Source organism: Pseudomonas sp. BGI-2, from assembly GCF_004310295.1.
In the GTDB taxonomy this organism is placed as follows: domain Bacteria; phylum Pseudomonadota; class Gammaproteobacteria; order Pseudomonadales; family Pseudomonadaceae; genus Aquipseudomonas.
Genome location: NZ_SISB01000036.1, coordinates 44,263 through 57,991 on the forward strand (window position 1 = coordinate 44,263; position 13,729 = coordinate 57,991).

The following is a 13,729-nucleotide window of genomic DNA, read 5'->3' on the forward strand; positions in this document are numbered from 1 at the left end:
CTAGACTTTGCCGATCTTCAGTTCAGGAACAGCCCGTGACCTCGATCTTCTGGTACGACTATGAAACCACTGGCATCAACCCCCGATGCGACCGCCCGCTGCAGGTGGCGGGGATTCGCACCGACTTCGATCTCAATGAAATAGACGAGCCGGTCAACCTGTTTTGCCAGCCCAGCGACGACATCCTGCCGCATCCGGCCGCTTGCGCGATCACTGGCATTACGCCCGGCCAGTTGGCCGAACACGGTTTGAGCGAAGCCGACTTCATGACCCGGGTGCATGCTCAACTGGCGGCGCCGGGTACGTGCGGGGCGGGTTACAACACCTTGCGTTTCGATGACGAGATGACCCGTTACAGCCTGTACCGAAACTTTTTCGACCCGTATGCGCGCGAATGGCAGGGCGGCAACAGCCGCTGGGACCTGATTGATGTGGTGCGTGCGGCCTACGCCTTGCGTCCCGATGGCCTCGTCTGGCCAACCGATGATGAAGGGCGGGTGACGCTCAAACTCGAACGGCTGACCGCCGCCAATGGCATTGACCACGGCAATGCCCACGAGGCGCTGTCGGACGTTCGCGCCACCATCGCCCTCGCGCGTCTGATTCGCGAGAAGCAGCCGAAGTTGTATGACTGGCTGTTTCAGTTGCGCGGCAAACAAAAGGTGATGGATCAGATTCGGCTGTTACAGCCAATGGTGCATATTTCCGGTCGATTCTCGGCGGCTCGCAGTTATGTGGGGGTCGTGCTGCCACTGGCCTGGCATCCGCGCAACAAAAACGCCTTGATTGTCTGTGATCTGCATCTGGATCCCCAGGGCTTGCTCGATCTGGATGCAGACACCTTGCGTCAGCGGCTGTATACCCGCCGCGATGACCTGGCCGACGGCGAACTGCCGGTGCCCCTCAAACTCATTCATATCAACAAGTGCCCGGTGGTGGCGCCGTTGTCGGTACTTCGCCCTGACGATCAGCAACGGCTGGGGCTGGACATGGCGCTTTATCAGGATCGCGTACTGCGGCTAAGTGACGCACAACAAGTTTGGCGGGATAAAGTGTTGGCGATTTATGCCGGCGAAGATTTCACTCCGAGCCAGGACCCCGAGCAACAGTTATACGATGGTTTTATCGGTGATCGTGATCGTCGACTTTGTGAGCAAGTCAGGGCCGCCGACCCTGCCCAATTATCACAAGAGCAATGGCCTTTCGATGACGAACGTTTACCGGAATTATTGTTTCGATATCGAGCACGCAACTTCCCTGATACGTTGAGTTTCGAGGAGCAAGAGCGCTGGCGAATATTCTGTCAGCAACGTTTGTCGACCCCCGAGTGGGGCGCGCCAAATACGCTTGAAAGTTTTGTAGACGCCGCGGCCCAATTGAACATTACTGCTACATCGTTTCAGCGAGAGGTGCTGAATGAATGGCAGAATTATGTCCAGGGATTACGCAAACGTTTGAATCTTTGAAAATGAAAAATGCCCGGTGCTTTATACCGGGCATAAAAAACGCCAGCATCAGCTGGCGTTATTTTTTGTCGCGGATAAGTCTTTGACAACCTCTGGGGATTAGCCCAGCAGGGTAGCCCAGCCTTCAACCACGTCACCGCCCCACTTGGCTTTCCACTCTTTCAGAGTCTTGTGGTTGCCACCTTTGGTTTCGATGACTTCGCCGTTGTGCGGGTTTTTGTATTGTTTAACTTTGCGAGCACGCTTGGTGCCGGTAGTTTTTACTGCGCCGCCGCGTGGTGCTTTGGTCTTGGACTCTGGATCCAGCAAAGCGATGATGTCACGCAGGGACTTGGAGTATTCGCCCATCAGGGTGCGCAGTTTGCCTTCGAATTCCAGCTCGGTTTGCAGTTTGTCGTCTTGGGACAGGTTCTTCAAACGGGCTTGCAGCTCTTTGATAGCTTCTTCGGTGGCACGATATTCGTTGATCAAGGACATGAGGACTACCTTATGTTGGGCGCGGGATGGCAGGGTGACAGTGCCGCAATAATAGTCAGGGTGTTTCATCAAGTAAACATTTAACCGGTGTTTTAGTTAAATTAGTTGTGGTGAATAGGGCGCAAATTGAACGCAGAGTTAAAAGTGTGATGCAGTCATCACAGATATTCACAATTGAACGCTTGAAGAATGACTACAAGAACACCATCGCGCGGGCGGCGAGGTGCTGCCGAAAGCTGTTCCACTGACCCGTGTGCAGCGCAATGCGTCATCAATACTGCAGTTTTGCTGCGCAATCGCTAGAATGGCGGCCTTTGCGAAGTTCTGGAGTTTCCCCCTCATGCGCACTTTTCGGCTGGTGATTGCTTGCCCGGACCGCGTCGGCATCGTTGCTAAAGTCAGTAACTTTCTGGCGTCACATAACGGCTGGATCACTGAAGCGAGCCATCACTCGGACAATCTGAGTGGCTGGTTCTTCATGCGTCACGAAATTCGTGCCGATTCGCTGCCTTTCGGTATTGAAGCCTTTCGCGAAGCGTTTGCACCGATTGCCGAAGAGTTCTCGATGAACTGGCGCATTACCGACACCGCGCAGAAAAAGCGCGTTGTGTTGATGGCCAGCCGTGAGTCCCACTGCCTGGCTGACTTGCTGCACCGCTGGCACAGTGACGAACTGGACTGCGAAATCTCCTGCGTGATTTCCAACCACGACGACTTGCGCAGCATGGTCGAGTGGCACGGCATTCCTTATTACCACGTACCGGTCAATCCACAGGACAAAGAGCCAGCCTTCGCCGAAGTCTCGCGGCTGGTCAAACATCACGATGCTGAAGTGGTGGTACTTGCCCGTTACATGCAAATCCTGCCGCCCGCGTTGTGCAGTGAGTATGCGCACAAGGTCATCAACATTCACCACAGCTTCCTGCCGTCGTTCGTCGGCGCCAAGCCGTATCACCAGGCCTCCCTGCGTGGCGTGAAGTTGATCGGCGCGACCTGCCACTACGTGACCGAAGAGCTGGACGCCGGTCCGATCATCGAGCAGGACGTGGTGCGCGTCAGCCACAGTGACAGCATCGAAGACATGGTGCGTTTCGGTCGTGACGTCGAAAAGATGGTGTTGGCCCGCGGTCTGCGTTATCACCTCGAAGACCGGGTGCTGGTGCACGGCAACAAGACCGTGGTGTTCTGACAGTCACACAACACGGTTGAAATTCGAAGGGCCTGGGCGTTCAATCGCCTCAGGCCCTTCGCCGTTTCTGCACTGAGGACATGACCATGGCCGATCCACTCGACAAAGCCACCTCCAAGGCCCCCGCTACGTTGGGGGAGGGCTGCCTAAGTCGCTACGATCCGGATGACATGAGCGCCGAAGACGGCACGGAGTTCCCCGGTGCCGCCGAGTTGTGGGAGCAGTTGCAGCAAGAACCCGACGACAAGCCTAAGCCTGCTTGAACTTCATCAGCTTCTTGAGCAGCGGCCGTCCCAGCATCAGCAAAAACACCGGGCCACCCACCACCAGGTAGAAGTAATACGTCACCGCCCGCCAGATCAGAATCGCCGCCGCGGCGGTGGATTTCCCCACCATGGGCGCCAACAGCGCCGCCGACGTCAACTCCGCCGCACCGGCACCGCCCGGTAACAGACTGAATTGCCCGGCACTCAGCGAAAGCATCTGGATCAGGAAACACCAGGCCCACTGTAAATCCGCCCCGAGCCCGCGCAACGCCAGATACAGCACGCTATAACGAAGGAGCCAATGGACGCAGGTCAGGGCAAATACCTTGATCAATGTCAGAGCCGGCAACTTCAGCGTGTCAGTGAACGCCGCCAGAAAGTGCAGCAGCTTTCGCGCCCAGCGCAGGCGCGTGGTGCCTTCGACATTGAGGCGAACGAGCAGCCGCCCACTCAGGCGAATCAGCAGTCGATGGTAGCGGGCCACCACCACGCAACTGAGCAACCCGCCGAACATCGAGATGGCACTGACGATCAGCAACCATTCCAGGCGCTCGCTGAGGTGCTGGAACAGCGCATAAATCAGAATCCCGCTCAACGCGCAGAGGAAAAACAGCAGGTCGCTGAGCTGGTCCATGGCGAACACCGCGCTGCCCCTTGCCGGGCGCACGCCGTTGCGCGCCAGCAGCGCCATGATGGTCAGCGGGCCACCGCTGCCGCCGGGTGTGGCGCAGTAGGCGAACTCGGCGGCCATCACCACGCCGAGGCTTTTGATCCGGCCCACCTTGTCGCACTGATCGCCCAGCAACAGGCGCAGGCGCTGGGTGTTCACCCCCCAGCACAGCAAGATCATGCCGAACATGATCAGCAATTCATTCAATGGAAAGTTTTGCAGCCGTGACCATGTCTGGTTGCCGCCCAGCAGCAACGGAATCAACACTGCGGCGAGCAGGGCGATAAACAGCAGAATCCCCCGGCTCATGCGACGCGACCAAGACGGTCACTGTGCCGCGAGAGCCACTGGGCCTTGGTCATCGGCACGCGACCTTGATCGAGCAAGCGCCTGAGGGTTTGCAGCCAGTAATGGCGCGAAAACCCATGACGCATGTCCACCGGGTGCAGGCCGAGACGAATCACCGGCGCTTGCCGCCAACGCTGTTCCCGCTGATCGCTGACGAGTTTCGACAGGCCCCGACGCCAGGCGCTGCGCGCGCTCCAGACCAGTCCCGGCGCATCGATGGCAGTGAAATCCGGCAGACGATAGAGATGCTGAGGATCGCTGGTGTAGCTCAGCGGTAACTGGCGCAACGCTTGACGAGTGCCTTCGCTCATCAGCCAGGCCGGGGCGACGAAGCCTTCCAGCGGCCAGCGATAGCGATGGAACACTTCTATTCCGGCCCGCAGACGGGCGAGGGCGGCGGCTTGCGACAAGCTGTAAAACTCGCCTTCGTGGGTGTAGATCCGGCGCATGAACCAGTCTCTGGGGTTGCTGGGAGGAGGGTCTTCATCGCAATGAAAGTAGCCGTGCAATGCCAGTTCGTCACCTCGGGCGACTCGGCTGGTGAGCAATCGTCTGAATCCCGGGTTCTCGTCCAGATCGTTGTGCTTATGGAAATTCGGCACCACCAGCCAGGTCATCGGCACCTCGCCCAAGGCATCCACGGCTTCGACAAAAGGCTGGTAATCGGCCCAGGTTTGCGGCGCAACGTCGTGCAGCACGAGTAACACGCTGGGCGGGTTCATGGGCTCAACCATTGGCGGTCAGCGGCCATGGGCTGCCGAGAACAGCGTGATAGTGACCCAGCAGGCTGTTGACCACGGTGTCCCAGGCGTAATGCTGTTCAACATGACTGCGAGCTCGTTTGCCTAGAGCGGCGCTCCCCTGACTGAACAGCTCGCGGACGGCGTTGGCCATCGCCAGGGGATTGTTCGGCGCGCACAGCAGGCCGCATTGATCGGTCACGATTTCCTGAAAAGCCCCGGCAGCCACGGCCACGACCGGAATGCCGCTGGCCATGGCTTCGAGGATTACCAGTCCGAACGTTTCCTGATCTCCGGCATGCAGCAGCGCGTCAGCGCTGGCCATTAACCGCGCGACTTGGGTGGCCGGGCAGAACTCATCGACGACGGTAACGTTGTCCGGCACCACGGCGGGCATCGACGAGCCGACCAGAAGCAAGTGAAAACGAGGCCCGAGACGCTTCATGCAACTGAGCAGGACCGGCAGGTTCTTTTCCTTGGAGCCACGGCCGGCGAAGATCAGCAGATGGGTGTTTTCATCGATGCCCAGTTCAGCCCGCAAGCCGCTGTCCCTTGCTCCGGGATTAAATATTTGCAGATCGACGCCCAGCGGCTGCACGAACACATTCTTCACCCCCAGACCGATCAACTTGTCGGCCATGACCTGACTCGGCGCCAGCACCCGGTCGAAGTTGCCGTACAATTTTCTGACATAGGCTTCGACATTCGGGGTCACCCAATTGCCCATGCGATTGCTGACCAGCAGTGGCAGGTCCGAGTGATAAAACCCGATTACCGGCACATCCAGTTGCCGGCGCGCATCCAGAGCCGCCCATGCGGTGAGGTAAGGGTCGCCGACTTCGATCAGATCGGGCTGTAAGTCTTGCAGGACATTTCGCCAGGGGGCCAGACGGAGGGGGAAACGATACCCCTTGCCGAAGGGCAGGGCCGGGGCTGGAACGGTGAAAACGCCATCCTGTTCACTCAGGTGTGCCCCCGGGATCAGCAAACTGTGGCGAATGCCTGGCTTGATACTCAGGCGACGGTGCTTGGCATCCAGATACGTGCGCACGCCTCCGCTGGCAGGGGCGTAGAACATGGTTATGTCCGCGATATGCACAATGAGCATCCCTCCGGTCCGTTGTTCTCCCTTGGTTGACCTTTATGAAGGATAGATGTTCGGTTGGGGTTTTGTGGCGGGGGGATCCAGCGAGGTTTTTGCGGTGTATTTCAGACCGTCTTCGCGGGCAAGCCTCGCTCCTACAGGTTCACACGAATCCTTGTAGGAGCGAGGCTTGCCCGCGAAGGGGCCGGTTCAGACACTAAATACGGAAACTGCCCACCAGCTGCTTCAACCGCGCCGCCTGCTGCTCAAGGTCCGAGCAAGCCCGCAACGTCGACTGCAAGTTCTCCACACCTTCCTGATTCAGCGTATTGATCTCAGTGATATCCACGTTGATCGACTCGACTACAGCCGTCTGCTCCTCAGTCGCCGTCGCCACCGACTGGTTCATCCCGTCAATCTCACCAATACGCAATGTCACGCTGTTCAACCGCTCGCCCGCCAGGTTGGCGATTTCCACGCTGTCCTGGCTGTGGCGCTGGCTGTCGCTCATGGTGCTGACGGATTCACGAGCGCCGACTTGCAGCTCCTCGATCATGGTCTGCACCTGTTGCGCCGATTCCTGCGTGCGATGCGCCAGGTTGCGCACCTCATCTGCAACCACGGCAAAACCCCGTCCGGCTTCACCGGCACGGGCCGCTTCGATGGCGGCGTTCAGCGCCAGCAGGTTGGTTTGCTGGGAGATGCTGGTGATCACTTCGAGAATTTGCCCGATGTTCACGGTTTTGCTGTTCAGCGATTCGATGTTGGTACTCGAAGCGCTGAGCATGCTCGACAGCTGATTCATCGCTTTGATACTGCGATCCACCACTTGTTGACCGTCCTCGGCCAGGCTGCGGGCATCGCTGGCCTGACTGGAAGCCTGGGCGGCGTTGCGGGCGATTTCCTGTGCGGCGGCGCCGAGCTGGTTGATCGCCGCAGCCACGCTGCTGGTGCGCGAGGCTTGCTGGTCGGAGTTGAACATCGACGAGTTCGAGGCGGCTACCACCCGCAGCGCGACTTCGTTGACCTGGCCGGTGGCCGAGGACACTTCACGGATCGAACCGTGAATACGTTCCACGAAACGGTTGAACGCGGTGCCGAGGACGCCGAATTCGTCGTTGTTTTCAATGGTCAGGCGCTTGGTCAGGTCGCCTTCACCGTCGGCGATGTCCGCCATGGCGCGGGTCATGACGTGCAGCGGCTGGATCAGGATGCGGATCAACATGCCCAGCAGCGCAATGATGATCGCCACGGCGATGATGGTCGCGACGACCGCCGAGGCGCGGAATTCGCTGAGCATCGAGAAGGCTTTGTCTTTATCGATCGACAGGCCGATGTACCAGTTGACCGACGGCAGGCCTTTGATCGGGGTGAAGGTGACGATGCGAGTCTTGCCGTCGACCTCCACTTCACTGAAGTCGCTGCTGATACGCGGGGTGTTTTTCGGGTACGCCTCGCTCAGGGACTTCATCACCAGGGCTTTGTCCGGGTGCACCAGGATCTTGCCGTCGGCGCTGACCAGGAAGGCGTAGCCCATGCCGGAAAAGTCGCGGGCGCTGAGGGTGTCGATCAGGGTTTGCAGGCTCAAGTCGCCGCCCACCACGCCCACGCTTTGTCCGGCCTTTTTCGAGGCGGTGGCGATGGAGATGATGGTCTGGCCGGTCGCTGCATCGATGTAAGGTTCGGTCAGGGTCGCCGTGCTGCTGATTTCGGCGCCTTTGTACCAAGGGCGCACCCGAGGATCGAAGCCGGCGGGCATTTTTGCGTCCGGGCGAATCGTGAAGCTGCCGGTGGCATCGCCCAGGTAGGACGCCATGAAGGTCGACGTCAGGGCTTTCTGCTCAAGCAGGCTGGCGACATTGGACTGTTCAGGATTGATGGCTATGTTTTGAGCAAGGTTATCGATCAGCTGGATACGACCGGCCAGCCAGGTCTGGATGTTGTTGGCGGTGACGTCTCCCATCTCATTGAGGTAATTGTCCAGGTCTTCGCGAATGGCGTTGCGCTGCAGGTAGTCGTTGTACAGCGTGAACGAGGCGAAGGCGGCAATAACGATGAGTGCGGCGGCAAGCAAAATTTTATGGCTGAAGCGCAGGTTTTTGTTCATGGCTTGGGGTTCCGCTAAGGTCTTAATGTCCTGAGCGTGCTTTTATATAGGCACGCAAAATGGGCAATGTTGAAAAAAAGCTGATATTTCCATCCTCTCCTTAGGGAATTACCGACGCTATTTTCGGATTGGTCTTACAACTATTTGTATCGGCCGTGCAGGATCAAAGATTAACCATGGGTGACAAAATGCCTGACTCATCGCAACTCGTTATCGGCGCTGACCTTGCCGGCCAGCCTGTCTCTCAGGCCATGCGCCTGGCGAACCGTCACGGTCTGGTCGCGGGCGCTACCGGCACCGGTAAAACCGTTACGTTGCAGCGGCTGGCCGAAGCGTTCAGCGACGCTGGCGTGGCGGTGTTTGCGGCAGACATCAAGGGTGACCTGTGTGGCCTGGGTGCCGCCGGCAACCCTCAAGGCAAAATCGCCGAGCGGATCGCCGGGATGCCGTGGCTGAACCACAAACCTGCGGCGTATCCGGTGACCTTGTGGGACATTCACGGTCAGTCCGGTCATCCATTGCGCACGACCTTGAGTGAAATGGGGCCGTTGCTGATTGGCAGCCTGCTGGAGCTGACCGACAGTCAGCAGTCGGCGCTGTATGCCGCGTTCAAGGTGGCGGACCGGGAAGGGCTGTTGCTGCTGGATCTCAAGGATTTGAAGGCGCTGCTCAATCACCTGCGTGACAACCCCGAATTGCTGGGGGACGACGCGGCGTTGATGACCACCGGTTCCAGTCAGGCGCTGTTACGGCGTCTGGCGACCCTGGAACAACAAGGCGCCGAAGCGCTGTTCGGCGAACCGGCGCTGCAACTCGAAGACATTCTGCAGCCGACGTCCGATGGACGTGGGCGTATCCACTTGCTGGATGCCAGTCGTCTGGTCCACGAAGCGCCGAAGGTGTATGCGACGTTCTTGCTGTGGCTACTGGCTGAGTTGTTCGAGCAACTGCCGGAGCGTGGCGATTCGGACAAACCGCTGCTGGCGCTGTTTTTCGACGAAGCGCATTTATTGTTTGCTGGCACGCCCAAGGCTTTGCAGGATCGTCTGGAGCAGGTGGTGCGGCTGATTCGTTCCAAAGGCGTGGGCGTGTATTTCGTCACGCAATCGCCGGGTGACTTGCCGGATGACGTGCTGGCTCAGCTCGGCCTGCGTATCCAGCACGGTTTGCGCGCCTTCACCGCCAAGGAGCAGAAATCCCTGCGAGCGGTGGCGGAAGGCTTCCGGCCGAACCCGGCGTTCGACGCCTTGTCGGTGCTGACTGAGCTGGGGATCGGCGAGGCGCTGGTCGGCACCTTGCAGGACAAGGGCACGCCGGAGATGGTCCAGCGTGTATTGGTCGCCCCGCCGCAATCGCGGATCGGGCCGTTGACCGAAACCGAGCGCACGATGCTGATCGCCGGGTCGCCGTTCAAAGGGCGGTATGACAAGCCGGTTGATCGGGAATCGGCGTATGAAATATTAATGGGCCGTAAAGGGTTGGCCCCAGAACCTGACGTCGCTGCGGGCAAGCCTGCGGCCGAAGAGCCAAGTTTCACCGACAAGGCCGGGGAATTCCTCGGCACGGCGGCGGGGCAGGCGCTGAAATCGGCGATGCGCCAGGCGGCCAATCAATTGGGCCGACAGCTGGTACGCGGGTTGATGGGGTCGCTGCTCGGCGGCAGCAAACGCCGCTGACAAGCGGGCACAGTAAAAATGTGGGAGTGAGCCTTGTGGCGAGGGGATTTATCCCCGTTCGGCTGCGAAGCAGACGTCAACCCATTACATGCGGTTGGACTTTGAAGAGCAGGGGCCGCTTCGCGGCCCAACGGGGATAAATCCCCTCACCACAAGGCTCGCTCCTACAGGGGCGGTGTTAATTTCAGGTTTTGGGTTTGGCGTGCGCCGCAAGGCGTTCCAGCGCCGCCCGCAGATTCGGATCGCTGATCCCATCGGCTGTGGCCTGAATGGTCGCGCCGGCATCGGTCGACAAACTGATGGTATGGCCCGCCGCCCCTTGCTGGACGGTCGGCGGCTGCACTTTGAACAAAATCCGCGTCAGGCTGGCGAATTCGTCGAACATCTGTAACTGGCGTTGCAGACGTTTTTGCTGATAACGCAGGCGGGTGGCCCAATGACCGTCGGTGACGATCAGCAACAAACTGCCTTCGCGCCACGAGGCCACATGGCAATGCTCGCGCGCAGCAGGCTGCAACTGGCTTTCGAGCAGACGTTGTAAATGACCCAGGCGTTGAGCGTGGCTGAAAATGGCTTTCAGCGGCTTGGCTTCGCGAAGCAGAACGGCGGGTGCTCTGGCCGTGAGAGGGCGAAATGCCATGATCAGACACCTGAAGTAACAGAGCCGCCATGGTAGCAGAAAGCACCACCTGCACCCGACCCATTGCTTTGCGAGCGCTTTACCCATTAAATCAACAAGTAACTTCTGCCGTGAATGGCTTGAAGTTGCGCAAAAAGCCCTTATTTTAAGTGAGCCCCGTTACAACGCAGTGCATGCATCGTGGAATAACGCCACTTTCCTCACCATCGTTTCCGGGTAGAATACTCGTTCGCATGCGGCCATGAGGGCTGCACGGGCGACTCACGGGGCCGCCCTCCATCCCTTTAGTGTGGAAGATCCTGCCGATATGTTTGCGCCTTTGTTAAAGAAACTTTTTGGAAGCAAGAACGAGCGTGAAGTCAAACGCATGCTCAAGACGGTGCAATTCGTCAATGCCTTCGAAGAGCAAATGGTGGCCCTTTCGGACGATCAATTGCGTGCCAAGACAGATGAGTTCAAGGCCCGCATCGCCAAAGGGGAAACCCTCGACAAGCTGTTGCCCGAAGCCTTTGCGGTCGCCCGCGAAGCCGGCAAGCGTGTCATGGGTATGCGCCACTTCGATGTCCAGCTGATCGGCGGCATGACCTTGCATGAAGGCCAGATCGCGGAAATGCGTACCGGTGAAGGCAAGACCCTGGTGGCAACACTGGGCGTTTACCTCAACGCACTGTCTGGCAAGGGCGTGCACGTTGTGACGGTGAACGACTACCTGGCCCGTCGTGACGCCAACTGGATGCGTCCGCTCTACGAGTTCCTCGGGATGTCGGTCGGTGTGGTGACGCCGTTCCAGCCGCCGGAAGAGAAACGTCTGGCCTACGCCGCCGACATCACCTACGGCACCAACAACGAATTCGGTTTCGACTACCTGCGCGACAACATGGCGTTCAGCATGGAAGAAAAATTCCAGCGCGAACTCAATTTTGCCGTGATCGACGAAGTAGACTCCATCCTCATCGACGAAGCCCGTACCCCGCTGATCATTTCCGGTCAGGCCGAGGACAGCTCCAAGCTGTACATCGAGATCAACAAACTGATCCCGCAGTTGGAGTTGCACGTCGAAGAAGTGGAAGGCGAAGTCACCAAGGCTGGCCATTACACCGTTGACGAGAAGACCCGTCAGGTCGAACTCAACGAAGCCGGTCACCAGTTCATCGAAGACATGCTCACCCGCGTCGGCCTGCTGGCTGAAGGCGAGAGCCTGTATTCGGCGCATAACCTGGGTCTGCTGACTCACGTTTATGCCGGTCTGCGCGCTCATAAACTGTTCAACCGCAACATTGAATACATCGTGCAGGACGGTCAGGTTGTCCTGGTCGACGAACACACCGGTCGTACCATGCCGGGTCGTCGTCTGTCCGAAGGCCTGCACCAGGCCATCGAAGCCAAGGAAAACCTGAACATCCAGGCCGAGAGCCAGACCCTGGCCTCGACCACGTTCCAGAACTACTTCCGTCTTTACAACAAGCTGTCCGGCATGACCGGTACTGCGGACACCGAAGCGTTCGAATTCCACCAGATCTACGGTCTGTCGGTGATGGTTATCCCGCCGAACAAACCGCTGGCGCGTAAAGACTACAACGACCTGGTGTTCCTGACCGCCGAAGAGAAATACGCGGCGATCATCACCGACATCAAGGAATGCATGACCCTGGGCCGTCCAGTGCTGGTGGGTACTGCAACCATCGAAACTTCCGAGCACATGTCCAGTCTGCTCGAGAAGGAAGGCATCGAACACAAGGTCCTGAACGCCAAGTTCCACGAAAAAGAAGCCGAGATCATTGCCCAGGCCGGTCGCCCGGGTGCGCTGACCATCGCCACCAACATGGCCGGTCGTGGTACCGACATTCTGTTGGGCGGCAACTGGGAAGTGGAAGTCGCGACCCTGGAAAACCCGACCCCTGAACAGATTGCCCAGATCAAGGCCGACTGGCAGAAACGCCACCAGCAAGTGCTGGAGTCGGGCGGCTTGCAGGTGATCGCTTCCGAGCGTCACGAATCGCGCCGTATCGACAACCAGTTGCGTGGTCGTGCCGGTCGTCAGGGTGACGCCGGTTCCAGCCGTTTCTACCTGTCGCTGGAAGACAGCCTGATGCGCATTTTCGCCTCTGACCGGGTGAAGAATTTCATGAAGGCCTTGGGCATGCAGTCCGGTGAAGCGATCGAGCACCGTATGGTGACCAACGCCATCGAGAAGGCTCAGCGCAAGGTTGAAGGTCGTAACTTCGACATCCGTAAGCAACTGCTCGAGTTCGACGACGTCAACAACGAACAGCGTAAAGTGATTTATCACATGCGTAACACGTTGCTGGCTGCCGACAATATCGGTGAAACCATCGCCGACTTCCGTCAGGACGTGCTCAACGCCACCGTCAGCGCGCACATTCCACCGCAATCGCTGCCTGAGCAGTGGGACGTGGCCGGTCTGGAAGCCGCGTTGCAGAGCGACTTCGGTGTGGCGTTGCCGATCCAGAAATGGCTCGACGAAGACGACCACCTGTACGAAGAAACCCTGCGCGAGAAGCTCATGACCGAGCTGCTTGCCGCGTACAACGAGAAAGAAGAGCAGGCGAGCGCCGAAGCGCTGCGCACCTTTGAGAAGCAAATCGTTCTGCGTGTGCTCGACGACCTGTGGAAAGACCACCTGTCGACCATGGATCACCTGCGTCACGGCATCCACTTGCGTGGTTATGCACAGAAGAACCCGAAGCAAGAGTACAAGCGCGAGTCGTTCACGCTGTTCTCCGAGCTGCTGGATTCGATCAAACGCGACTCGATCCGTGTGCTGTCGCACGTTCAGGTTCGCCGTGAAGATCCGATCGAAGAAGAGCAACGCCTGCGTCAGGAAGCCGAGGCACTGGCGGCGCGCATGCAGTTCCAGCACGACGAAGCGCCGGGTCTTGAGCAACCGCAATTGCTTGGTGAAGAGGTCGACGTAGCCCTCGCCACCGCACCGGTTCGCAACGAACAGAAGCTGGGTCGTAACGAACTGTGCTACTGCGGTTCGGGCAAGAAATTCAAGCATTGCCACGGGCAGATCCAGTAAAACCCGTTTCATACGCTGAAATA

At 58.7% G+C, this 13,729-nt stretch carries 11 protein-coding genes; 5 read left to right on the forward strand and 6 right to left on the reverse strand.

Features of this window, described 5'->3' with window-relative positions:
- Positions 1–35: 35 nt before the first annotated feature.
- Positions 36–1,466: an exodeoxyribonuclease I gene (sbcB, locus tag EYC95_RS22290; protein WP_131062248.1), complete on the forward strand. Its 1,431-nt coding sequence runs from the start codon at positions 36–38 to the stop codon at positions 1,464–1,466.
- 99 nt (positions 1,467–1,565) lie between these two features.
- Here sbcB and mvaT read toward each other — a convergent pair whose 3' ends face one another.
- Positions 1,566–1,943 carry a histone-like nucleoid-structuring protein MvaT gene (gene mvaT, locus EYC95_RS22295; protein WP_007933316.1) on the reverse strand — a complete coding sequence of 126 codons (378 nt, stop codon included), beginning with the start codon at positions 1,941–1,943 and terminating at the stop codon, positions 1,566–1,568.
- Between the two features lie 340 nt (positions 1,944–2,283).
- On the opposite strand from mvaT, the gene purU reads away from it, so the two are divergent.
- Together purU and EYC95_RS30215 are read left to right on the forward strand one after the other, a co-directional pair.
- On the forward strand, positions 2,284–3,132 hold the full coding sequence (gene purU / locus EYC95_RS22300) for a formyltetrahydrofolate deformylase (RefSeq protein WP_131062249.1): 849 nt from the start codon (positions 2,284–2,286) through the stop codon (positions 3,130–3,132).
- 86 nt (positions 3,133–3,218) lie between these two features.
- Positions 3,219–3,395: a hypothetical protein gene (locus EYC95_RS30215; protein WP_165557493.1), complete on the forward strand. Its 177-nt coding sequence runs from the start codon at positions 3,219–3,221 to the stop codon at positions 3,393–3,395.
- Here EYC95_RS30215 and EYC95_RS22305 read toward each other — a convergent pair.
- From EYC95_RS22305 to EYC95_RS22320, 4 genes are all read right to left on the reverse strand, one after another.
- Positions 3,382–4,377, reverse strand: a complete 996-nt coding sequence (locus EYC95_RS22305) for a lysylphosphatidylglycerol synthase transmembrane domain-containing protein (protein ID WP_131062250.1) — start codon at positions 4,375–4,377, stop codon at positions 3,382–3,384. The genes EYC95_RS30215 and EYC95_RS22305 overlap by 14 nt on opposite strands.
- Positions 4,374–5,150 (reverse strand): DUF2334 domain-containing protein, encoded by a 777-nt coding sequence (locus EYC95_RS22310; RefSeq protein WP_131062251.1) that lies wholly within the window; start codon positions 5,148–5,150, stop codon positions 4,374–4,376. Before EYC95_RS22310 ends, EYC95_RS22305 begins: the two co-directional genes overlap by 4 nt.
- On the reverse strand, positions 5,143–6,264 hold the full coding sequence (locus EYC95_RS22315) for a glycosyltransferase family 1 protein (RefSeq protein ID WP_131062252.1): 1,122 nt from the start codon (positions 6,262–6,264) through the stop codon (positions 5,143–5,145). Before EYC95_RS22315 ends, EYC95_RS22310 begins: the two co-directional genes overlap by 8 nt.
- A 193-nt stretch (positions 6,265–6,457) precedes the next feature.
- Positions 6,458–8,347, reverse strand: coding sequence for a methyl-accepting chemotaxis protein (locus tag EYC95_RS22320; protein ID WP_131062253.1), 1,890 nt, complete (start codon positions 8,345–8,347; stop codon positions 6,458–6,460).
- Positions 8,348–8,535: 188 nt separating this feature from the next.
- On the opposite strand from EYC95_RS22320, the gene EYC95_RS22325 reads away from it, so the two are divergent.
- Positions 8,536–10,023, forward strand: a complete 1,488-nt coding sequence (locus EYC95_RS22325) for a helicase HerA-like domain-containing protein (RefSeq protein WP_131062254.1) — start codon at positions 8,536–8,538, stop codon at positions 10,021–10,023.
- A 184-nt stretch (positions 10,024–10,207) separates the two neighbouring features.
- Here the strand turns inward: EYC95_RS22325 and EYC95_RS22330 are convergent, their stop codons facing one another.
- Positions 10,208–10,663, reverse strand: a complete 456-nt coding sequence (locus EYC95_RS22330; protein WP_131062255.1) for a DUF721 domain-containing protein — start codon at positions 10,661–10,663, stop codon at positions 10,208–10,210.
- A gap of 307 nt (positions 10,664–10,970) precedes the next feature.
- On the opposite strand from EYC95_RS22330, the gene secA reads away from it, so the two are divergent.
- On the forward strand, positions 10,971–13,706 hold the full coding sequence (gene secA / locus EYC95_RS22335; protein WP_131062256.1) for a preprotein translocase subunit SecA: 2,736 nt from the start codon (positions 10,971–10,973) through the stop codon (positions 13,704–13,706).
- Positions 13,707–13,729 lie beyond the last annotated feature (23 nt).